Genomic DNA, 22697 nt, shown 5'->3' with positions numbered 1-22697 from the left:
ATCGCCTTCATTTCCGTTTCGCTCGAAGCAAAAGGTCGAAATGGCTTCGCACCTTTTGCGCCGTCTCGTTGACGTGGGCTTCAAGCACGCCGAATTCTGGCAGGTCTGTCGCGCGCAGCATCAGGTCCGACAGACCCGGCGGCACGTCGTTGCGGTCGAATGGGCCGGTCAGGCAGAGCCGCATCATCTGCGTCAGCGCGAGGTAGAGCGCGTAGGCCTCGCAAAGATCCTGCCTCGTCTGCTGATCCGCGAATTCCGGAGCAAGCCGCGACAGTATCTCCGCGGTGCCCGTCGTGCGGCTTCCCGATTCAACCTGATGCGTCAGCACGGCGAACTGCGCGATGAATTCGAGGTCGATCAGCCCGCCGGGGATCAGCTTGATGTCCCACTGGTCGCGCGGCGGCTTTTCCTCCTCGAGCAGCTTGCGCATCTCCAGCGCATCCATGGTGATCTTGGCTCGGTCGCGCGGCAGGTCCAGCACCGCCGCTACCTCGATCTCGGCTTCGAGACAGAGCGATGGATCGCCGGCGACTGCCCTCGCCCGCGTCAGCGCCAAATGTTCCCAGGTCCAGGCGTTCTCGCGCTGATATTTCCTGAAAGCATCTATGTGGGTCGCGACCGGTCCCTTGTTGCCGGAGGGCCGCAGGCGCAGGTCGAGTTCGTAGAGCACGCCTTCGGCCGTCGGAGCGGAAACTGCGGCGATCAGACGCTGCGTCATGCGCGCGAAATAATGCGAGGGCGCGAGCGGCTTTTCGCCGTCCGATTCCTCCGCGTCGTCATCGTGATCGTAGAGCAGGATGAGATCGACATCCGAGCCGGCCGTCAGTTCCCGGCTGCCGAGCTTACCCATGCCCAGGATCGCCGCCTTGCCCCCCGCGATCCTGCCGTGACGCCGCGCGAACTCGACGATCACCGCGTCGAGGGCTGCCCCGATCGTGAGATCGGCGAGATCGGAAAACGCCTTGCCGGCACGTGACGCGTCGATAGAGCCTGCAAGCAGGCGCACGCCGATCAGGAACTTCTGTTCGGCGGCGAAAATGCGCAGCCGGTCGAGCACTTCCTCGTGGACTTTCACCCCTTCGAGAAAGGCCGAAAGCCGGCCGGCCAGATAGGCCTTGTTGGGCAGTTCCGCCAGAAGCGCCGGATCGAGCAGCCCGTCGAAGACGTGTGGACGGCGGGTGATGATGACGGCAAGCCGCGGCGCGGCGCCCATGATGGTCGCCAGAAGCTGCAGCAGCGCCGGGTTGGATTGCAGCAGCGAAAACAACTGGATGCCCGCCGGCAGGCCGGCCAGGAATTCGTCGAAGCGCATCAACGCCTCGTCGGCGCGCTTCGTGGAGCCGAACGCCTCGAGCAGCGCGGGCGTCAATTCCGTCAGCCTTTCGCGCGCCTCGGCCGATTGCGTGGCGCGGTAGCGTCCGAAATGCCAGGTGCGGATAACACGGCAGATGTCGCTCGGCCGCTGGAAACCCAGGCGGTGCAACGTCTGCAGCGTGTCGGGATCGTCGACGTCGCCGGTGAACACGAGATTGCCGATGCCGGAGGAGAGTTCCGGCGCGGTCTCGAACAGAGCCGCATAGTGGCGTTCGACCTCGTGCAGGGAGGCACGAAAGCGCGCCGAAAATGCATCCGAGTCCGCGAAACCCAGCATATGGGCGATCCGCTCCAGCCCCTCGTCGTCGTCCGGCAGGATGTGCGTCTGCTCGTCGGCGACCATCTGGAGGGCATGCTCGACCCGCCGCAGGAACCAGTACTGGCTGATCAGAGCGTCGCGCGCCTCGGCGGTGATCCAGCCGCGCGCCGCCAGCTCGCCCAGCATCGGCACGGTCTGGCGGCCGCGCAGTTCCGGAAAGCGGCCGCCCGCTATCAGTTGCTGTGTCTGCACGAAGAACTCGATCTCGCGAATGCCGCCGCGCCCGAGTTTGACGTTGTGACCCTTCACGGCGATCTCGCCGTGCCCCCGATGGGCGTGGATCTGGCGCTTGATCGAATGGACGTCGGCGATGGCGGCGAAATCCATGTATTTGCGCCAGACATAGGGCTGGAGTTCGCGCAGGAAGCTGGCGCCCGCCGCGAGGTCGCCCGCCACCGGCCGCGCCTTGATCATGGCCGCGCGTTCCCAGTTCTGGCCGCGGCTCTCATAATAGTTGAGCGCCGCCCGAACCGGAATCGCGAGCGGGGTCGAACCCGGATCGGGGCGCAGGCGCAGATCGGTCCGGAAGACATAGCCGTGCTCCGTGCGGTCCTGGAGGATGCGCACCAGCCGGCGCGTCAGCCGGGCGAAGAGTTCGGATGCCTCGTACGAATCGATGATCGCCGGCGCTTCAGGGTCGAAGAAGACGATCAGGTCGATATCCGAAGAAAAATTGAGTTCGTGCGCGCCGAGCTTGCCCATGCCGAGCAGGATCCAGCCCGAGCCTTCGGCCGGACGGTCGGGATCGGGCAGTTTCAGCTTGCCCTGGAAATGCGCCTCGCGAAGCAGGAAATCCGCCGCGGCGGTGGTGCAGGCGTCGGCGAGATCGCTCAACCTGCCGACCGTCGTCTCGGTATCGCCCTCGCCGGCCAGTTCGGCCAGCGCGATCAGGAAATGCGCCTCCAGCTTCAGCCGGCGCAGATCCATCATCAGGCTCTTTTCCGACACCGATTCCGCCCGCGCGGATTGCGCTATTGCGGCGCGGATCGCGGCAAGCCGCTCCTCGACGGGTTGATCGAAAAGCGCATCGAGAATCTCCGGCCGGCGGCGGGCGCAGTCGCGCATGAAGACGGAGAGGTCGAGCACGGCGGCAAGCAGGTCCTGCTGCGCTCCCTTGCCGGCCAGAAATACCGCGAGCCGCTGAAGACCAGCCTCGCCTGCGGCATCGGCGATCTCGGAGAGTTCGCGCCGCCCACCGGCCTTGTCGAGCGGCTTCAGAGCCTGCGTCGGCCTGATCAGCAGTTCCGCCGCCCCTGCCTTCGCCGCCGCACCAGCCGTCATCTGTTCGCTCCGCTCGGGAAACTCATCACGACGGATAATCCCGGATCGGCGGGTAAAAGATCAAGCCGCCCGCCATGGAACGTCATGACAGCCTTGGCGAGGCTCAGGCCCAGCCCGGAGCCGGGCTGCGTCCGGCTGTGCTCGAGGCGCACGAAGCGTTCCGTCGCCCGCTGCCGGTCAGCCTCGTCGGCGATGCCCGGGCCGTTGTCGGTCACGCGGAGCCGGACCTCGCCCGCGATCTTTTCGAGCGTGACGCGCACGGTCGGCTTCTCCGTCGCGCCCGCTGAATATTTGATCGCGTTGTCGACGACGTTGGAAAGCGCCTGGCCGATCAGTTCGCGGTTGCCTTCGATCACGAACTCGCCCGAAACCGCGGTCTCCAGCGTCACGCCGACCTCCTCGGCCGCCGGCTCGTAGAGTTCGACCACGTCGCGCACCGCGTCCGCAAGGTCGACCTTCGATACGGATTCGGCCGAATAGCCGGCCTCCAACCGCGAGATCATCAGTATGGCGTTGAAGGTTTTGATCAGCTGGTCGGATTCGGCGATCGTGCTTTCCAGCGCTTCGCGGTACTCCGCGGTCTTGGCCTTGCCCGACAGCGCCGCTTCTGCGCGGTTCCTGAGCCGCGTCAGCGGCGTTTTCAGGTCGTGCGCGATGTTGTCGGAAACCTGCTTCAGCCCCTCGTTCAGATTGGCGATCCTGGCCAGCATCGCGTTGAGGTTCTCGGAAAGCCGGTCGAATTCGTCTCCGGCGCCGGTCACCGGCAGCCGGCCGGAGAGATCGCCGCCCATGATGCGGCGCGAAGCCTTGGAAACGTTGTCGATGCGCTTCAGGGCGCGGCGTCCGACGAAATACCAGATCAGCAGACCGCCCAGAGCCATCATGCCGAGCGCCACCATCAACGCCCGGCGCACGACGATGCGGAAGCGTTCGGGCTCGCCGAGATCGCGTCCGACCAGCACGATCATCTGGTTCGGCAGGCGCAGCACGAGCGCTATGGCTTCATGTGTCTCGCTGCGCCCGCCGGCCTGCTCCTGCCCGGTTCCCGTGCGGCGTTCCGGATTGCTTTCGCCGAAACGCTCGTAGGCAAAGGGGCTCTCGGTCCAGCCTTCGACCTCGAGCACGCCGGGCTCGAGACTTTCGACATTGCCGGAAAGGATGCGGCCGTTGGCGTCGGCGATCAGATAGAGGTTGGCGCCCGGCTGGCGCGCGCGCCGCTCGATCGTCCGCACCAGGAGCGGCAGGCCGCCGCGCTGGTAGGCGCGGCCGAGGCCCTGGACTTCCTCGTTGATGGTCTCCTGCGTCTGCGCCGTCAGCATGCGCACGGAAAGCGAGGTCATGTAGAAGACCAGAAGCACCGCGCAGATCGTGAACAGCAGCAGGTACATCGCCGACAGGCGTGCCGCCGTCGTCTTCATGACCGTCGGCAGCGCCATCGGTCAGGCAGCCTTGAGCATGTAGCCGGCGCCCCGCACCGTGTGCAGGATCGGGCTGTCGAAGCCCTTCTCGATCTTGCCCCGCAATCGCGAGACGTGGACGTCGATCACGTTGGTCTGCGGATCGAAATGATAATCCCAGACATTTTCGAGCAGCATGGTCCGCGTCACGACCTGGCCGGCGTGGCGCATCAGATATTCGAGCAGCTTGAATTCGCGCGGCTGCAGCGCAATCTCGCGCCCGCCGCGGCGCACCGTATGCGACAGCCGGTCAAGTTCGAGATCGCCAATGCGATAGACGGTTTCGGCCTCCTTGAAGCTCGCCCGACGATATAGAACCTCGACGCGCGCCAGGAGTTCGGTGAACGCATAAGGTTTGGTCAGATAGTCGTCGCCGCCGGCCCGGAGACCCGTCACGCGGTCGTCGACCTCGCCCAGCGCCGACAGGATCAGCACCGGCGTCGTGTTGCCGCGCGACCTCAGCCCCGCGATCACGGAGAGCCCGTCGCGCCTCGGCATCATGCGGTCCACGATCATCACGTCGTAGTCGCCGGTGTCGGCAAGCGCAAAGCCGGTTTCGCCGTCTCCGGCGACATGCGCGGTATGGCCGGCCTCGGCCAGCGCCTTCTGCAGATAGTCGGCCGCCTCGCGGTCGTCTTCGATGACCAGAATCTTCATTCGGTCACTATAAGCAAAATCGTCATCGGCTGCGTTTGCGATCTTCATCATCGTCTCCAAGAGACACGGCAGCGGGCGATGGGAGCCTGCTGCCGCTGGAGCCGGTACTGAGAACGAGGATACTGACCGGTTCCATCCTTACCGGCGCGGCGGCTCGGGGGTGTTGAGACCGCGCGCGCCGGAAAGTCCATCAGCTCTTGGCGACGGGCAGTGCGACGAACAGGTTGCTGTCCTCGCGCGATACCTGCACCAGGACCGACTTGCGGCCGGCCTTGGCCGCGTCCTGCATCGCCTTGGCGACATCGTCGGGGCCGTTCACTGCCGCCGAATTGACGGAGGTGATGACGTCGCCCGCCTGGATGCCGCGCTCCGCCGCGTCGCTGTCGGGATCGACATCGGTGACGACGAGGCCCTTGCCGTCATCCGCGGTGGTGACGGTCAGGCCGAGATCGGCAAGCGTGCCGGTCTCCTGGGCCGGAGCCTGCGGATCGATCGACGCCTGCTGTTCCTCACCCGGCAATTCGCCGAGTTGGAGCTTCACGGTCTCGTTCTTGCCGTTGCGCCACACAGTGACGTCGACGGTCTTGCCAGGCTCGTAACCGGCTATGAGGCGGGCGAGTTCGCGCGGCGAAGCAACGTCCTTGCCGTCGACCTTGGTGATCACGTCGCCGGCGACGATGCCGGCATCCTTTGCCGGGCCGTCGGGCTGGGCTTCGGACACCAGCGCGCCCTTGGCATTGGCCAGGCCAAGCGATTCGCCGATCTCATCGGTCACCGGCTGGATCTGAACGCCGAGCCAGCCGCGGGAGACGCTGCCGTCCTTCATCAGCTCGCCGACCACCAGCTTCGCGGTCGAAGCGGGGATAGCGAAGGCGATGCCGACATTGCCGCCCGAGGGCGAGAAGATGGCGGTGTTGATGCCGACGACCTCGCCGTTCAGATTGAAGGCGGGTCCGCCGGAATTACCGCGGTTCACCGCCGCGTCGATCTGGATGAAGTCGTCGTACGGACCTGCGCCGATGTCGCGGCCGCGGGCCGAGACAATGCCCGCCGTGACGGTGCCGCCAAGGCCGAACGGATTGCCGACTGCAACAACCCAGTCGCCGACGCGGACCTTCGCATCATCGGCGAAATCGACATAGGTGAACTTGCGGCCGTTTTCCTCGACCTTGAGGACCGCGAGGTCGGTACGCGGATCGGTGCCGACCAGCTTGGCGTCGAGTTCGTCGCCATTGTCCATCACGACGACCAACTCGGAGCCGCCCTGGACCACATGGTTGTTGGTGACCAGGTAGCCGTCCTCGGAGATGAAGAAGCCGGAGCCCTGCGCCATCGGGCGAGCCTGCCCGCGGCCGCCCCGACGTTCGAAGCGTCGGCCGCGATCCTGGTCACGGTCGCCGCGGAACTCACGGAAAAACCGCTTCAGCGGGTGGTCGTCTGGCAGGTCTTCGAAGCCTTCCGGCCCCTGGAAGAGTTCTCCGCCTCTTTCGGCGGCAGGTTCGAACTTGGCCTTTACCTGAACGCCCACGACCGCCGGCGAAACGCGCTCGACGACGTCGGCAAAACCGGGCGCTTGGGTTGGGGCTTCGACGCGCACTGCCTCGGCGAGTACCGGCGCCGAGCCGGACGCGACTGCGCCTATGCCGACTGCCCCGGCAATCGCCACCGAGGCGACGGCGGCCAGAAGCCGCTTGCGGGTGCCTGAAACGGGATTTTGTGAACTATTCATCGTATCTCGTGTCCTCTTCTGCGGATTCCGGGATGCCGGGGAGCGGCATCACTGGCAAAAGAGATAAGGAGCGGCACATTACCGCGCCATTTCCGAGGGATGAATTTTTGGTAATGTCGAGGGCGGTCGCAGGATGAAGACAATTGGCTGAAACGGAAGACATTGCGGCGGTTCAGGCCGACATCGCGTTCTGGCTGATCGGCCCGGCGCGGCTGAGCCTCAGCCCCGGGGACATCGTCACGGGACTGATCGACCGGCTTGCTGCGGCCGGCGTCCCGTTGTTGCGCGTGCGCATCGGCCAGCGGGTCGCCAATCCCATGACGAGCGCCTGGGGCGTGATATGGACACGCGGCAAGGGGGCCGAGCGCTACACGGTCCCGCGCAGCATGCTGGCGACGCCCTCCTATCGCGGCAGCCCGTTCGAATGGATCAACGAAACCCGGCAGAGCTTCCGCAGCCGACTGGAACGCCTTGAAGAAGGCCGTGATCACATAGTCCTTCTCGAGCAAGCCGCGGCGGGCGGGACCGACTATCTGGTCCTGCCCATCGAGTATGGCGACGGTTCGGTCCAGGGCGGTTCCTTCACCACGGACCGCCCCGGGGGTTTTTCCGAACGCGACCTGGCCCTGATCGAAGGGCTCGCGCCGGCGATCGCCGCCGCGCTTGAGCCAGCCGCCATGCGTCACTCGATGGCGAGCCTGCTCGAGGTCTATCTTGGCACCGGTCCCGCCGACCGCATCGGCAAAGGCGCTTTCCGGCGCGGGGAGACGACGGAGATCGAAGCGGCGGTGCTGGTCACCGATCTGCGCGATTTCACCGGGCTATCGGAACGGTTGCCGCCGGGAGATCTGCTGGACAGCCTGGGAAGCTACTTCGAGGTCGTCGTTGACGCAGTGCGTTCAGAGGGCGGCGATGTGCTGAAATTTATCGGCGACGGGGTGCTTTCCGTCTTCTCGGCCGAGGAGCACGACCGCGAGGAGGCATGCATGCGTGCCGCCCGCAGCATCATCCGAGCCTTTGGACAGCCAGCCGTTTCGGAAAAACCCTTCGTCGCCGCAGTACATGTCGGCTCCGTCGTCTACGGCAATATCGGCAGCCTCGATCGCCTTGACTTTACCGTCGTCGGCCCGACCGTGAACTATCTCAGCCGCCTCGAAACCGCGGCCAAGCTGCTCGACAAGAAGGCCGTCTGCTCGAAAGAAGTCGCCTCGGTGCTGCCACCGGGCATGATCCGCGATCTTGGCCGGCATACGCTAAAGGGATTTGCCGACCCGCAGGCGGTGTTTGAGATAAGGGCAGTCGACCGGTAACTGACTCCCAGTGATTCATCTGCCCATCCGACTTGCTGCCAACATGGGTTTATCGACATTCGCTATGATCGCTCCCGCTCCTTGGCAACCGCCCTGTCGAGGCCTAGCATACGCCATGGGTATGGGAGACTTCGATGACCTCAAGCTTCAATGTCAACGATGCGACCGGCTATGAGCAGCTCATGGGCCGCTGGAGCCAAAAACTCGCGCCCCTGTTCATCGACTTCGCGGGAGTTACGGATGGCGAAAGGATTCTCGACGTTGGCTGCGGCACTGGCAGCTTGACCTTCGCGCTCGCCAAGGCTGCCGATTTTGGCGAGATCGCCGCGATCGACTACTCGCCCGTCTTTGTCGCGGAGGCGATCCGGCGCAATATGGACCCCCGCATAAAGATCCGGCAGGCGGATGCCTGCGCCTTGCCTTTCGAGGGCGGCACGTTCGATCGCGCCCTGGCGCTGCTCGTGCTCCATTTCGTGCCCGAAACCGGCAAGGCAGTGGCCGAGATGCGCCGCGTCGTGCGGCCGGGCGGCGTGGTCGCGGCGGCCGTGTGGGACCATCTCGGCGGCATGCCCGGCATGCGCATGATGGTCGACACGGTGGCGGCACTCAGCGAAAGCGGGCGCCAGTTGCGCGCCCGCTATTGCTTCCAGCCGATGATGCAGCCGGGTGAAATGAAACGGAGCTTTGTCGAGCAGGGGCTGGTGGACGTCGAGGAAACCCAGCTGATGATCCGCATGGACTATCAAAACTTCGACGACTACTGGACGCCGATTGCCGCGGGCGAAGGGCCGCTCGGCAAGTATGTGGCCACGCTGGATGCCGCGGAGCGGGCGCGTACTGACGCCGCCGTGCGCGACGCCTACGAGGCCGGACGGCCCGACGGCCCGAGGTCCTTCGCGAACGTCGCCTGGGCCTGCCGGGGCATAGCTCCCTGATCCGATAGCCGACGGGGCGTAAAACTTTCCAAGATCCTGGCGCCTGAACAGTTCGCCCCGGCCGCAACGCGCTGCTATTTCCTGGTCTCTGCCAGGATACGGCGCAGCGCCGCCTCTTCCTCTTCCGACAGTTTGGTCTCTGTTCGTCTCCGGGACCGGACGGAGATCAACGCAAAGACTGCGCCACCGATGAGCAGGATGAGCGGCGTTCCCCACAGCAGCGCGTTTTGCAGGCTGAAGCGGGGTTTCAGCAGCACGAACTCGCCATAGCGGGAAACCACGTAGTCGATGACTTCCTCGTCGCTGTCCCCCGCCTTCAGCCGGTCGCGCACCAGAACCCGCAGGTCGCGCGCGAGTTCGGCGTCGGATTCGTCGATCGACTGGTTCTGGCAGACCATGCAGCGCAATTGCGCCGACAGATTTCGCGCACGGCTTTCAAGCGCCGCGTCCTGCAGAACCTCGTCGGGCTGGACCGAAGCGGCCGGGCCCGCCAGAAGCAGCGCGCAAACCACACAGAAGCCGGCAACCACCCGTTTCATGCCGGCATGTCCGGAGCCGGGTTTTGCGAGGCCGCGCGCGCCCGCCGCGACGGAGCGCCGACGCGGAGCCGCCGGTCCATGAGCGAGACGGCGCCGGCCGCCATCATCACCAGCCCGCCGATCCAGATCAGCGTCACCAGCGGCTTCCACCAGACCCTGACGACCACGCCGCCATCGGCGGTCTCGTCGCCGAGCGAAACGTAGAGCTGGCTGAACCCCATAGTCCTGATGCCGGCTTCGGTCGTCGGCATCCCGCGCGCGGTGTAGAAGCGCTTCGACGAGACCAGTTCGCGCTGCGCCGCGCCGTCCGCGCCGATCAGCTCGAACCGGCCGCGATCTTCCGTGTAGTTCGGCCCGCGCGCCGGGGTCAGGCCATCGAAGCGCAGCGTGTAGCCAGCGATTTCCATGGTCTCGCCGGGGCGCATTGTGAGGATTTTTTCCTGCTCGAAGGACAGGACGCCGACAAGCCCGAGGGTCGTCAGCCCGACGCCGAGATGCGCCAGCGCCGTCCCGAAAACCGATCGCGGCAGGCCGGCGAAGCGCCGCAGCATGATGCCGCCCGAAACGCTGCCGAAGCCCGACTTCAACGCTATGTCGGTCAGCGCCCCGAGGATCAGCCACACGGCCAGCCCCGTGCCCAGCGCCGCGAACACCGAAGCGCCGTCGACGAACATCATGACCGCCAACACCGCCAGAAGCGCGCCGGCGAACGCCGCCATCAGCCGCTGCGCCGCGCCGTAGAGGTCGCCGCGCTTCCATGCCAGCACCGGGCCGAACGGCACGATTGCCAGCAGCGGGACCATCAGCGGTCCGAAGGTCAAGTTGAAGAACGGCGCGCCGACCGAGATCTTGTCGCCGGTCACCGCCTCCACGACCAGCGGATACAAAGTGCCGACCAGCACGGTGGCCGTGGCGGTGGTCAGGAACAAATTGTTGAGGACCAGCGCGCCCTCGCGCGAGACCGGATGGAACACGCCGCCGGCCGTCAGGCTTCCCGCACGCAAGGCGAAAAGCGCCAGCGAGCCGCCGATGAACAGCGTCAGGATGCAGAGAATGAAGACGCCGCGGCTCGGGTCTGTGGCGAAGGCGTGCACCGAGGTCAGCACGCCGGAGCGGACAAGGAAGGTGCCGAGCAGCGACAGCGAAAACGTCAGGATGGCGAGCAGCAGCGTCCAGATCTTGAGGGCCGAGCGCTTTTCCATGACGATCGCGGAATGAAGGAGCGCAGTGCCGGCCAGCCAGGGCATGAACGAGGCGTTCTCGACAGGATCCCAGAACCAGAAGCCGCCCCAGCCGAGCTCGTAATAGGCCCAGTACGAGCCCATGGCGATGCCGCCGGTCAGGAACATCCATGCGGCGAGCGTCCATGGCCGCACCCAGCGCGCCCACGCGGCATCGATCCTGCCTTCGATCAGAGCGGCCACGGCGAACGAAAAACAGACCGAAAAGCCGACATAGCCGAGATAGAGCATCGGCGGATGCACCGCGAGGCCGATGTCCTGCAGGATGGGGTTGAGGTCGCGTCCCTCGATCGGCGCCGGGACCAGCCGCGCGAACGGGTTCGACGTCGCCAGGATGAAAAGGAGGAACGCCGCGCCGATCCAGCCCTGCACGGCCAGCACATTGGCGCGCAGCGGTGCGGGCAGGTTCGAGCCGAACACCGCCACAAGCGCCCCGAAAAGCGTCAGGATCAACACCCAGAGCAGCATCGAGCCTTCGTGGTTGCCCCAGGTTCCGGTGAATTTGTAGAGCAGCGGCTTCAGCGAATGCGAGTTTTCCCAGACGTTGGCGACCGAGAAATCGGATTGCACATAGGCCGCGGTCAGTGCCGCGAAGGACAGCGCCGTCAGCGCGAAGCCGGCGATCGCGACCGGCCCGCCGACCGCCATCATTCGCTCGTTGCCGGTGCGCGCGCCAAACAGCGGCACGACCGACTGCACCAACGCCATGGCGAAGGCGAGAACGAGCGCGAAATGTCCGGTTTCGACCATGCCGCTCAATTCTCCTGCCAGACGCCCTTGGCTTTCAGGCTGTCGGCGACCTCCTTGGGCATGTAGGTCTCGTCGTGCTTGGCCAGCACCGAGTCGGCGACGAAGACGCCGTCCGGCCCGAAGCTGCCTTCGGCGATGACGCCCTGCTCCTCGCGAAACAGGTCCGGCAGAATGCCGACATAGGTCACGGGCACCGAGCCTTCCATGTCCGTCACAGAGAAGGCGACCTTTGTGCCCTGGCCACGCACGATCGTGCCCTTTTCGACCAGGCCGCCCAACCTGATGCGCTGGCCGGGCTCGAGCGTCGCCGCCTGCAGTTCGGCCGGCATGTAGAAGAACGACGCCTTCTGGCCGAGCGCATAGAATGTCAGCGCCGTTGCCGCGCCGAGGAAGGCAAGCGCGCCGGCGATCACGGACAATCGTTTCTGCTTTCGCGTCATCGCATCGCTACTCCGTTGCCGCCACGCCGAGCGTGGCGGCAAATTCGGCGAATTTTTTGCCCTTATCCGTGGTTGGGCCCAACGCCTTCAAGCCACGATCGAGCGCATCCTTTGCCTCGGCGGGCTTGCCGAGCACCATATAGGAACGCACCAGCCGCGACCAACCTTCCGGGTCGTCTGGATTTTGCCGCAGCCTCTGGTCAAGACCGGCAACCATGTTTTCGATCATCGCGGTCCGGTCGCCAGCCGGCATCTCCGCCGCTGCATCCATCTCCTCCCGGCTCGGACCGGCAGCCGGCTTCGCGTCATCGCCTGCCGCGCGGCTCTCGGCCGCGGCGATCGCCTCCCCGGCCGCCTGGCGCCAGGGCGAACCCTCCGGAAGGCTTTCGGACATGGCCCGCCAGGCCGAAACCGCTTCGGCGGTCCGGCCCTCCTGGGCGAGCGCGACCGCCAGATAGTAGAGCGCTTTGGAATGGCCGCTCTCCAATTGCAGCGCCTGTTCGAAAGCCGCCCGCGCGTCGGCCGTCACAATGCCGCCGCCTGCGCTGGCGATCGCCTCGCCGAGACCGGCTTGCCTGTCGGCGGTTGCTCCTTCCAGGCGGATCGCGTTGCGATACGCGGTCACCGCCTCGGCGGAGCGGCCGGTGCGCAGATAGATCGGCGCCAGCACGTCCCAGCCGCGCCCATCGGACGGATTGGCGGCAAGATGTGCCTCGGCGCGCGCCACGAGTTCCTCGACCGAGCTTTCGGCCGGATTCTGCGCCAGTCTTTGCGCCAGCGGCTGGGAAGGAAGTCCGGGCGACCCGAGCGCGACATAGAGGCCCCAGCTTACCAGCGGGACGGCCAGGACGGCGGCGGCGCCGATCACGCGTCCCGCCCCGGCGAAGCGCGGAGCAGCAGGAGAATTGCCGCCGGCATCCAGGCGCAGAATGCGACGCGCGATCTCGGCGCGGGCTTGCTCGGCCTCAGCGTCGCCGATCAGACCGCGTGCGGCGTCGCGGTCGATCTCGCCAAGCTGGTCCCGGTAAACCTCGAGATCATGCGCATTGGCAGCATCGTTCCGCGGCCGCCGGCTCGCCAGCGGCAGCAGGACCGCCAGGCTGGCGCCCAGCGTCATCAATGCGGCAACGATCCAGAACAGCATGTCCATCTCAATAGCCAGCGCCGGCCCGCCTGCCAACATTGCGGGCCTGCGGCTGATTGACGGTCTATGGCCTGTCCTACGTCAGCGGCGTCCAGCTTCCGTCGGCATTGCGGCAGGCGGTGCCGCGCGCATTGCGCGACTGGCCCGACGCGAACACAGTGTGGCTGTACTGGCGGCAGTCCTGCGAGCCGACGCGATAGGGCTGCGCCGCGACCACCGTGCCATACAGGCCCGACCGGTCGCTTTTCCAGGTCACCGGCTGGCCGCTTTGTGTGTGTTCGAGGGCGCGGTATTCGGCTTCGAGCGCAATGCGCCGGTCGCGCTCATCCATCCCGGCGCCGATCTGACCGCCGACAAGGCCGCCGTTCATCTCTGCGATGATCGCGGCCGCCACCTTGCCGCTGCCGCCATCGTCACCGGTGATCCTGCCGGCAAGCGCGCCCGCGGCTGAGCCAACCTTGGTGTTGCCCAGACCCGTCGTCGTGCAGCCGGATATGGCGAGCAGTCCGGCAACCAACGCCGCGCGAATGTTCATGCTGATTCACCGATAAATTGCCGCCAGTCGCGGCGCTGCGATAGTTTCGATGTTTGGCCGAAATTTGGCCGAACGGACGACACAAAGCTTCTACTGAACGCTGCGAAGCTGGACAACCGCTTTCAATCCGCCCAGCGCCGAACGTTCCAGTTCCAGCCCGCCATTATACTCGTTGACGAGGTCGGCGACGATCGCCAGTCCCAGTCCGGTTCCCGGCTTGGTTTCGTCGAGGCGCCTGCCGCGCTTCAGCGCCTCGCGCGCCTTCTCCTCCGGTATGCCCGGCCCATCGTCGTCGATCGTGATCGCGAACCGGCCCTGCGCGTCGGCAGCCGGCGCAAGGCTTACCGTCACCATGCCGCGCGCCCATTTCATCGCATTCTCGAGCAGGTTGCCGACGATTTCTTCAAGGTCTTCGCGTTCGCCGGCAAAGACGATGTCGGCCGGCGGCAGGCGGAGCGACACCTGCGTTCCCGGATTGAGCTTCTCCATGACCCGCACCAGGCGCCTCACGAGGGGCGCGACCGGGGTGCGGTAGACGACGCTGTCGCGCTGGGCTGCGACGCGGGCGCGCCGCAGATAATGATCGACCTGGCTCTGCATCGACGCCGCCTGGTCCACGATCAGCCTGCCCTTGTCGCCTCCGAGGGCGCGGCCTTCGTTCAGGAGCACCGCCAGCGGCGTCTTCAGCGAATGCGCGAGATTGCCGACCTGCGTGCGCGAACGCTCGACGATGCGCCGGTTGTTCTCGATCAGCGCGTTGGTCTCGTTCACCAGCGGCTCGATCTCGGCGGGAAAACGCCCGTCCAGCCGCTGCGCCGCTCCCTGCCGGACAAGGGCGAGCGAGGCGCGCACCCTGCTGAGCGGCCGCAGACCGAGCAGGATGGCGGCGGCATTGATGGCAATCATGCCGATGCCGAACAGCGACAGGTAGGTGAACAGGCGCCACTCGAAGATGCCGATCTCGTCTTCCAGTTCGCTGCGATTGCCCATCACCCTGAACCGGCCGACGCGATTTTGCGCATCGAGCACGAACTCGCTTTCGAGAACCTCCAGTTCTTCCCCGTCTATGCCCTCCATCGCGTAATTGCGCTGGAAATTGATGTTGAAGGGCGCCTCTGCCGCGCTCGGCGAGGGAATGGCCTCTGTCATCGATGGAGAGCGAAGCTCGCCCGTCAGGCCGCGCGCGACCGGCTCGACCGCCCAGTACCAGCCCGAATTCGGCTGCGAAAAGCGCAGGTCGCCCAGATTGGGGCCGCCGGTCAGTTCGCCGGCGGCCGAAACGCCGACGGACCCGATCAGATTGAAGAGATGCGCTGAAAGCAGGCTGTCGAAGCCGCGCTCGCTGGTCTGGCGGTAAAGCGTCGCGATGACCGTGTAGATCACGACCAGGGCCAGGATCGCCCATACGGTCGAAAAAGCGATGACCCGGAAGGTCAGCGAGCGCGGCACGAAGGTCATCGGCCGTTTCCGCCGGCTGGATCTTTGCTGGAACGCCTCCGCGTCACGCCTCCGGCTCGCGCATGCGGTAGCCCATGCCCCGCACCGTTTCGATCATGTCGATGCCCATCTTGCGGCGCAGGCGGCCGACGAAAACCTCGATCGTGTTGGAATCGCGATCGAAGTCCTGGTCGTAGAGATGCTCGACCAGTTCGGTGCGGGACACCACCTCGCCCATGTGATGCATCAGATAGGCGAGCAGCCGGAATTCGTGTGAGGTGAGTTTCAGCGGCACGCCGTTGACGTCGGCCTTCGAAGCCTTGGTGTCGAGCCGCAGCGGCCCGCAGGACAGTTCCGACGAAGCATGGCCGGCGGCGCGGCGGATCAGCGCCCTCACCCTCGCCAGCACTTCCTCGATATGGAAAGGCTTGGTCACGTAGTCGTCGGCGCCGGCGTCGATGCCCGAAACCTTGTCGCTCCAGCGGTCGCGCGCCGTCAGGATCAGCACCGGCATCTTGCGGCCGGCGCGGCGCCAGCGCTCGACCACGCTGATGCCGTCCATCTGCGGCAGGCCGATGTCGAGAACGACGGCGTCATAGGGCTCGGTGTCGCCAAGGAAGTGCCCCTCCTCGCCGTCAAAGGCCTTGTCGACGACGTAGCCGGCGTCCGCCAGCGCTTCGGTAAGTTGCCGGTTCAGGTCCTTGTCATCCTCGACGACGAGTATCCGCATGGAATCATGTGCCTGTTGACTGAAGGAGCGTCAGGTATAGGAGGCTTTTCGCATCGGGGAAACAGCGGGGGGCCTTCAGGAGGTCAGCCCGCCGGTACAACGATCTCCCGCCGCCGCGGGCGCTGCCCTTCCTTGCCCGGCACGAGCACAACGATGACGCAGACCGGCCGGCCGCCCTGGGTCGACGAGCTCGCCCGCGCCAGCGTGCCTCCGCTTTGCGCGGCAACCTGCTGGCCGATCGAGTAGCAATCGGCCTGGGCGACGATCACCGGCTCTACCTGCTCCTGGACCGCCAGAGGCGCTGCCGGAGCCTGCGAGACCGTCAGCGCCGCGCAGAGCGCGAGCGTTGCGGACCGGCGTATGGAACGTAGCGTTTTCATGGCGCCGGTTGTAACCCGGGAGTGCTGAACGTGGAATGAACAGTCAAACAGGGCGGGGTGGTGGGGTCAAGGAGTGCGTGAGGGCAGGGTCGCCGTTCGACCAAAAAGAACTTAGATCCCCACAGGAGAACCCCTCACCCGATCCTGTCCCTCGCCGATAACCGGCCGAATAACGCGATAAGGCCCGCCATCGCGGTCACTGTCTGCAGCACCGCGTCGGTCAGCGCCGCGCCGTCTATGGCACCACCCGGCAGGCCAATCAGCCCCATCGAAGCGGTGAGGATGGTCACCAGCGACGCCCAGATGGTGCGTGACAGATACCAGGGTTTGCTTGCAGTCATGAAATGCTCCTGTTGTTGAGGCGAATTGAAAGGTCTGATCATGAAAGGGTGAAACGGCGCGTTGCCGGCAGTCCGAAGCCGGCGGCGGCGCTGAACTGCCTGACGGTGACATCGATTTCCGCCGGCAAGCCGCCGAAATCGACGGCAATGTCTGCCGAGGCGTATTGCCAGTATTGTTGCGGCGACAAGGAGGTGCGCACGACCGGCCCGCCGGCTGCGGCGATCTCGATTTGATATTCCTCCCGCTCCTCGCCAAGCGGGATTTCGCTTTGGCCCCAATCGTCGGCGTCGATCCGGCCGCGCCTGATCCATGATATTTCCGCGCCGCCGGCGTTCACCCGGCAGCGAAGATGGACCGGCGACAGCGGCAGGCGCGCCCTGAGGCCGCCAATTCCGGCGTGGGCGAAGAAATTCTCGCTGGAAATGTCCGTGTCGGAAGGTCCGACCCGCCAGTTGAGCAGAAGGCCGGCTTCGCTGGCGCGCAGTCCCGCCGGCTGAACGGCGTCGTCAAGCAGGACGAAATCCGCGCCCGCGGGGGTGCCGGCCGCCATTGCGTCCGAAGTTCCGAGCTGGCCGCGTAGCAGGTCGCTCAAGCGCCACACGCCGCGCTCGATCTCCTCGGCGCTCTGGAACTGAACGACCTCCCACACGCCGATCGCCGAGCGTATGGCGGCGGCACTGGCGCCGTTCAAAAATTGCAGGCGGCTGACGCTCGCCGCCTCGGCATCGAACAGCTCGACCGTGATCGTTGTCGCGCGGTCGATCCGCCCCTCGAAGCCGGCGGGCAGCGGCTCGACCAGCAGCCCGAGATCCGCAGGCTTGTCGACCACCGTCCGGAAGCCGAAGCCGGTATCCTCCGGCGACGCCAGCACGACCTGGCTTCGCCACGGCTTCTGCCAGACCGCGACGCGGAACTGATCCTGCGGCGCATTGGCGCCGGATGAGGGCAAATCGAGGAACAGCGCGTGCGGCTTGCCGGCAAGCGCCTCCTGCGCCGCGGCCGGGCCGAAGCCGGAGGGAAGCCATGGCGACGGCGGCGTCCGCGCAATCTGCCGCGCGGTAATCCTCCTGACCAGCCCGTCCTCGATCTCGGTGATGATGAAATCGAAATCCACGGCCGGAAGGCGCAGAACCGCGCCGGGCCGGATGTCGGCGCGGTGCTCAGCGATCGCGAAAGTCACCTGCTCGCGTTCGGCCCAGATGCGCCGCATCAGATCGTCGAGCAGCGCGCGACCCTGCCCCGTCTCCATAACGCCCGGAAAATCGATCGTCCGCTGCCGGCTGCCATCGGCGCCGAAGCGGACATTCCTCACTGCCACCGTCTGGTATTCGGCGAAGGGCTCGCGGAAGGCCAGCACCAGTTCCACCGGAAGCTGGTGATCCGGCGATCTTATCGTCTCGATGACCGGATTGCCGCCGTCCGAGACGAGTTCGGAAATCTCGGCCGGCGGCGTATTTTGAGCGCCCCTGCGCCTGAAAGCGAGGCCATCGGCCTCCTCGCACACCGCCAGGTCGAACAGCTCGACGATCGGCTCCAGCGCCGCCCGCGCCGATGTGGGGTCGGCGATGACATAGCCGTGCAGCGTGCCGTCGGCATGGACAACATCCGCTGGCGGCAGGCCGTGGTCGGCGAGTATCGCGTTGATCAGCGCGCCCGCATCCGGGTTGCCGAGCCGGCCGTTCAGCCAGTGGCCGCAATGCCAGTTGGACCCATCGGTCCAGCGGTCGCCGCGGGCTGGAAAAGCAGGAAAAGGCCGCGCGTCCCACGCCCAGACATAGACGCGTTCGATATCCACCATGCGGCCGCCATAGACCGGCGAGAGCGGGTTTTGCGTCTCGTCAAAATTCGGTTCTGCCGGGTTCCAATAAGCCGCATGCGCTTCGAGAAAGCGCTGCTGCGCCAGGTCCGACCGGCCGCCGCTGGAAAAATACGGAATCGCGTTCTCCGCCGATTTCGCGTCGGGAAAGACATTGGGCTGGTTCGGCCCCTTGTCGGCCGCGGGACAGCCGAGTTCGGTGAACCAGATCGGCTTTCCCTGCGGCTGCCAGGCCGTCGATTCGGCAGCCTCCACCCCACCGACGCGGTTGTAGTGCAGGTTCGACCACCAGCCGGCCAGATCCTTGTAGCGATAGATCCAGTGCTTGCCGTAGGCGCCGTCGCCGATCGGCGAACGCTCCCGCGCCCGCCTTGCCTCTGGCGAAGCATAATACCAGTCGAAGCCCTCGCCACCGGCAATCCCTGCCCTTAGCCCGTCCGGGTCATAGGGTCCGGCAAAGCCATCGGGATTGGCGCTCGAATAATCGGCGTCGCGCCTGTCCGACAGCGGCATATAATTGTCGATGCCGACGGCGCTCACCGCCGGATGCGCCCACAGCGCGTCGAGATGGAACCAGGCGTCGCCGCTGCCGTCTGCCGGTTGGTGGCCGAAATATTCGCTCCAGTCCGCGCCATAGGTCAGCGCCGTCTCCGGCCCGAGCACCGCACGCACGTCCGCCGCCAATTCGCATAGTTCTTCGACAAAGGGAAATACGTTCTCCTCATCGCGCAGCGTGGTCAGGCCGTGCAGTTCCGAGCCGAGCAGGAAAGCGTCGACGCCGCCGGCCGCCGCCGCCATATGCGCGAAATGCAGCACGAAGCGGCGGTATCCCCAATCGTCCGCCGCTCCCGAGAATGCGACGGTGTCTCCTGCCGGCGAAAACTCACCGGCCAGCGCCTCACCGCAAAAGACCGAAATTTGCGCCCGCGCCGCAGCCGTCTTGTCTGCGCTACCAGGCATTAGCGGCGCCGGATCGGCGGTGATGCGCCCGCGCCAGGGATAGGCCGCCTGCTCCGCGCCGCCATATGGGTCGGGCAGCCCATTGCCCGCCGGCACGTCCATCATGATGAACGGGTAGAGCGTGACCTTCAGGCCGCGCGCTTTGATCTCGGCGATGGCGTCGATGACGCTCCTGTCCGAAGGGGTCCCGCCATAGGCCGCGCCGCCGCCATGCGAGGACAGCACCGCCGCCGCCTCGCGCCCGACGCCCGAAACCTGCCAGGCAGCTGATAGCCCGCCGCCCGCCGCGCTGGTCACGGCCGGCCGGATGCGGCAGTGCCCGGCCCGCAGATCGTCGCCGAACCAGGTCGCCACCAGCGCCACGCTTTCCAGATTGGGGCACAGCGCCTGCAATTCGTCGAGCGACGCCGCCAGATCGCTCCCGGCGTGCAGCACGTGCCGGTTCTGCGCCTGCGTCTCGCCGGGACGCTTCTGCCGCGTAACCAGCCCGGGCGAAAGCCCGTATTCGGTCGCCCCTGGGATCAGCGATATCGCGCGAATTTGCCCACGCAGCACGCCAAGCGGTCGCAGCACCTCGAACTGCAGCTGCGGAATGCGGTTGCCGTATTGCGCGAGCGCGAAACGCTCCAACACCACATAGGCGACGCCGCGATAGGCCGGCGCGTTGCCCGCTCCCTGCTTCGCCTCAACTAGCGGATCGGCGGGCTGCGCCTCGCCGCCGCGATAGACGCGGATCTCCAGCCCGGTCTGGTCGAGTTCCCGCCCGTCGGCCCACATCCTGCGGATGCCGGAAATCTCGCCCTCGCACAGCGCGAAGGCCACATTGGCGAAATACGAATATTCGGTCACGCGCGGCCCGCCCTTACCGCCCTGCCGCTTGGTCGTGCGGCTCTCCTCGAAGCGCGTCGCCCAGATCAGCGTGCCGCCGATCCGCGCCGTGCCGTAGACGCGGGCCAGCGACGCGCCCTCCTCCGCCGTGAACGGCCGCGCGCCCGAAAGCCGCGGCCCCTCGATGCGCCGCGTGCCGTTGATCAGCGCCTGGTCGACCGCGTAGCCGGCGAGCGCGCCAGCCGCCGCGCCGATCGCGCTGCCGACGGGGCCAAGCAGGCCGCCGACAAACGCGCCCGCGGCCTGCAGCAATATGGTCGCCATTCATGGCCTCCCGGCGTAATCGGATTCAGATAGTGGGAAAGGAAAACACGCCGGCAATGCGCCTGCGCCATTGCGGCACCAGCGCCGAAACCACGACGGCGCTGCCCTGATAGGCATGCACGAAGCGATCCGGTTCGACCATGATGCCGGCATGCTTGGCCGGCAGATGAGGCCGCCAGCGGAACAGCACGAGGTCGCCCGCGCGGAGCTCTGCCAGCGGCTTCGCCACGCAATGCCGCCTCGCCGCGTCGAGAAAGCGGTCCTCGCCGCCGGCCTCCGCCCAGTCCGGCGCGTAAGGCCCCGGCGCTTCCGGCTCCGCGCCATAGAGCGCGCGCCACACGCCGAGCAGCAGGCCGAGGCAATCGCAGCCGACGCCCTTGCGCGATCCCTGGTGCCGGTAGGGCGTGCCCACCCAGCTCAAGGCTTCGCTCACCACGGCGGATGCGACTGAGTCTTCCGCCCAGTCACTCATGGCACCACCGGGCCGCCATCGAACTTGCCGCCGTCGGCGACATAGCTGTAGGCCGCGTCATTGCCGGGCAGATGTGGAAAGCCACGAAAATTCACCGCATTGGCGAACTTCGCTTTGCATGTGGTGAAAGTCTTGTCGCACCCGGCCTTGACCGTGAAAGCATCGCCCACGCCAATCGCCGGCCCTCCGCCGGGCCGCAGCGTCAATGTAACGCCAGCCGCATCCTTGCGATGGCCGACGATGCGCTCGCCGCGCCCGGGCCGCGCGCCCGTCGTCCAGTCTATCGTCCCATGCGAGAACCAGCCGGTCGCAAATCCGCCCAGCCCCGACACCGCCACCGTCTCGGCTGTCTCGACCGACAGCACTGCGCCGGCTCCGGCATAGTCGGGATGGTCAAGCAGCACGCCACAGCGTGCGTCGCCCAGTTCCGCGTCGCAGGCGCGCGTAATATACCGCCCGCTCGGCCTGTCCAGCGCATGCGCCAGGCTCTCCAGCTCCGCGACGAAGCGGCCATCGCTGCGGGTGATCTTGCCGATCGTCGCCTTCCTCAGCCGCGCGAAATCCTGAGGCGCGCGCCAGTTGACCAGCAGCGTCTCGACGGTCGCGCCATCATAGAGCCCGGCGGCGATGTCCGCCTCGCTGATCCTCGCCGAAGACAGCACCCCCTCGACATCGACCGTATCGACCGCGAGCCCGAGCGTGTCGCGCGCCTCGCTGGCGCTGAAGCCGGTCTCCGGCTCGAACGTGGTTCCGTCGACGGTCAGCGGCCGGTCGTTATCGGTGAAGCCCGAAACCGCGCCGTCGGCCCTGGTCAGCCGCCAGCAGTGGCAAGCGGTAGTCACGTCGCGGGCGAGATGCTCAGCCAGCGCTTCGGGATAAACGGTCATAGCTGCACCTCGACGAGCGGAATGGACGGGATTTGGCCGGCCTTGAACGCGGTGAGGCTGATCGACAGCCGCTCGGCATCGAAGCGCACCGGCACGTCGAATTCGTAACCGGCCGTCACCCCCAGCCCCGCCGCCGGTATCGCAGCCGGCGCGAAAACAACTTCACTCGTTGCCTCGTCGAAGGAAAAATCCATCGCCTCGACGCCGCCGACTGCCACCTTCAGGCTTCCCGAGACCGGCTTGGATATGCGCCTGGCATAGGCATCGTCATCGTCGCCATAGCGCTTCACCAGCGCGAACCGCGTAGCCGTTCCGTCGCCCGTGCCGAGCACCTGGTCAAGCGCCGATGCTGTCTCACCGAGACGGCAGGATTTCATGTCGAACGGATCGCGGAACCGGAACGCATGCAGCGACCCGCGCCGCGCCTCGAAAAAATCCAGGATATCGTGCAGGTCGGCCAACGACCGGACGCCGGTCCCCGCATCATAATGATGACGCGACTGCGCAAACCGCGCATTGCGCTTTTCGCGGCCGGAGGTCAGCTGCACGATCTCGTTGCGCCGTTCCGGACCGCCGGTCGCGCCAAACGAGATCGCGGCCGGAAACCGCACATCGTGAAAGCTTGCGAGTTCGGACAATTTTGGCCTCTCAGATAGTGGTGACGTTGCTGGTTAATGTCCTGGAGCGATTGTGGCTTCACCGCCGTCGAGGCATGGATTCCCGACACTCTCCGCTCGTTCCTCGCTCACGAGGTCGGGAATGACGCTTCATGGAGCGCGCTTCCGCAACTCATTAAAGTCAGCGCTTCTG

Annotated in this window: 19 protein-coding genes; 2 read left to right on the top strand and 17 right to left on the bottom strand. The window is 66.2% G+C overall.

Going from position 1 to position 22697, the window contains the following annotated elements; translation table 11 throughout:
* Positions 1-7 precede the first annotated feature (7 nt).
* The 4 genes from ACG873_RS06150 to ACG873_RS06135 form a co-directional block, all read right to left on the bottom strand.
* Positions 8-2974: a bifunctional [glutamine synthetase] adenylyltransferase/[glutamine synthetase]-adenylyl-L-tyrosine phosphorylase gene (locus ACG873_RS06150; RefSeq protein ID WP_394890917.1), complete on the bottom strand. Its 2967-nt coding sequence runs from the start codon at positions 2972-2974 to the stop codon at positions 8-10.
* Positions 2971-4410, bottom strand: coding sequence for a sensor histidine kinase (locus ACG873_RS06145; RefSeq protein WP_394890916.1), 1440 nt, complete (start codon positions 4408-4410; stop codon positions 2971-2973). The genes ACG873_RS06150 and ACG873_RS06145 overlap by 4 nt, the downstream gene beginning before the upstream one ends.
* A gap of 3 nt (positions 4411-4413) precedes the next feature.
* Complete coding sequence (locus tag ACG873_RS06140) at positions 4414-5088, bottom strand: response regulator transcription factor (protein ID WP_394893379.1); 675 nt, start codon at positions 5086-5088, stop codon at positions 4414-4416.
* Positions 5089-5278: 190 nt separating this feature from the next.
* Complete coding sequence (locus ACG873_RS06135; RefSeq protein WP_394890915.1) at positions 5279-6817, bottom strand: Do family serine endopeptidase; 1539 nt, start codon at positions 6815-6817, stop codon at positions 5279-5281.
* A 143-nt stretch (positions 6818-6960) separates the two neighbouring features.
* Between ACG873_RS06135 and ACG873_RS06130 the strand changes: the two genes are divergently transcribed.
* Together ACG873_RS06130 and ACG873_RS06125 are read left to right on the top strand one after the other, a co-directional pair.
* Positions 6961-8127, top strand: a complete 1167-nt coding sequence (locus tag ACG873_RS06130; protein ID WP_394890914.1) for an adenylate/guanylate cyclase domain-containing protein — start codon at positions 6961-6963, stop codon at positions 8125-8127.
* Positions 8128-8261: 134 nt separating this feature from the next.
* The gene (locus ACG873_RS06125; protein ID WP_394890913.1) at positions 8262-9062 is read left to right on the top strand and encodes a class I SAM-dependent methyltransferase; all 801 of its coding nucleotides are present in this window, start codon (positions 8262-8264) and stop codon (positions 9060-9062) included.
* Between the two features lie 74 nt (positions 9063-9136).
* Here ACG873_RS06125 and ACG873_RS06120 read toward each other — a convergent pair whose 3' ends face one another.
* The 13 genes from ACG873_RS06120 to ACG873_RS06060 form a co-directional block, all read right to left on the bottom strand.
* Positions 9137-9601, bottom strand: coding sequence for a cytochrome c-type biogenesis protein (locus tag ACG873_RS06120; RefSeq protein WP_394890912.1), 465 nt, complete (start codon positions 9599-9601; stop codon positions 9137-9139).
* Complete coding sequence (locus tag ACG873_RS06115; RefSeq protein ID WP_394890911.1) at positions 9598-11592, bottom strand: heme lyase CcmF/NrfE family subunit; 1995 nt, start codon at positions 11590-11592, stop codon at positions 9598-9600. The genes ACG873_RS06120 and ACG873_RS06115 overlap by 4 nt, the downstream gene beginning before the upstream one ends.
* A gap of 5 nt (positions 11593-11597) precedes the next feature.
* Positions 11598-12032, bottom strand: coding sequence for a cytochrome c maturation protein CcmE (ccmE, locus tag ACG873_RS06110; RefSeq protein ID WP_394890910.1), 435 nt, complete (start codon positions 12030-12032; stop codon positions 11598-11600).
* A 7-nt stretch (positions 12033-12039) separates the two neighbouring features.
* Positions 12040-13215, bottom strand: coding sequence for a c-type cytochrome biogenesis protein CcmI (gene ccmI, locus ACG873_RS06105; protein ID WP_394890909.1), 1176 nt, complete (start codon positions 13213-13215; stop codon positions 12040-12042).
* A gap of 37 nt (positions 13216-13252) precedes the next feature.
* Positions 13253-13711: a hypothetical protein gene (locus tag ACG873_RS06100; protein WP_394890908.1), complete on the bottom strand. Its 459-nt coding sequence runs from the start codon at positions 13709-13711 to the stop codon at positions 13253-13255.
* A 90-nt stretch (positions 13712-13801) separates the two neighbouring features.
* Positions 13802-15169, bottom strand: a complete 1368-nt coding sequence (locus ACG873_RS06095) for an ATP-binding protein (RefSeq protein WP_394890907.1) — start codon at positions 15167-15169, stop codon at positions 13802-13804.
* A 43-nt stretch (positions 15170-15212) separates the two neighbouring features.
* Positions 15213-15878, bottom strand: a complete 666-nt coding sequence (locus ACG873_RS06090; RefSeq protein WP_165031186.1) for a response regulator transcription factor — start codon at positions 15876-15878, stop codon at positions 15213-15215.
* An 83-nt stretch (positions 15879-15961) separates the two neighbouring features.
* Positions 15962-16258: a hypothetical protein gene (locus ACG873_RS06085; RefSeq protein WP_394890906.1), complete on the bottom strand. Its 297-nt coding sequence runs from the start codon at positions 16256-16258 to the stop codon at positions 15962-15964.
* Positions 16259-16392: 134 nt separating this feature from the next.
* Positions 16393-16599, bottom strand: a complete 207-nt coding sequence (locus ACG873_RS06080; RefSeq protein WP_394890905.1) for a hypothetical protein — start codon at positions 16597-16599, stop codon at positions 16393-16395.
* Positions 16600-16637: 38 nt separating this feature from the next.
* Positions 16638-20528 carry a baseplate multidomain protein megatron gene (locus tag ACG873_RS06075; protein ID WP_394890904.1) on the bottom strand — a complete coding sequence of 1297 codons (3891 nt, stop codon included), beginning with the start codon at positions 20526-20528 and terminating at the stop codon, positions 16638-16640.
* A 25-nt stretch (positions 20529-20553) separates the two neighbouring features.
* On the bottom strand, positions 20554-21000 hold the full coding sequence (locus tag ACG873_RS06070; protein ID WP_394890903.1) for an NlpC/P60 family protein: 447 nt from the start codon (positions 20998-21000) through the stop codon (positions 20554-20556).
* The gene (locus tag ACG873_RS06065) at positions 20997-21887 is read right to left on the bottom strand and encodes a DUF2163 domain-containing protein (protein ID WP_394890902.1); all 891 of its coding nucleotides are present in this window, start codon (positions 21885-21887) and stop codon (positions 20997-20999) included. The genes ACG873_RS06070 and ACG873_RS06065 overlap by 4 nt, the downstream gene beginning before the upstream one ends.
* Positions 21884-22525, bottom strand: a complete 642-nt coding sequence (locus ACG873_RS06060) for a TIGR02217 family protein (RefSeq protein WP_394890901.1) — start codon at positions 22523-22525, stop codon at positions 21884-21886. Before ACG873_RS06060 ends, ACG873_RS06065 begins: the two co-directional genes overlap by 4 nt.
* Between the last annotated feature and the right edge of the window lie 172 nt (positions 22526-22697).

This window comes from Allomesorhizobium aridi, from assembly GCF_043769475.1.
Taxonomy (GTDB): domain Bacteria; phylum Pseudomonadota; class Alphaproteobacteria; order Rhizobiales; family Rhizobiaceae; genus Allomesorhizobium.
Note: the sequence above shows the minus strand (reverse complement) of the source record. Positions and strands in the feature narration are given on the sequence as shown.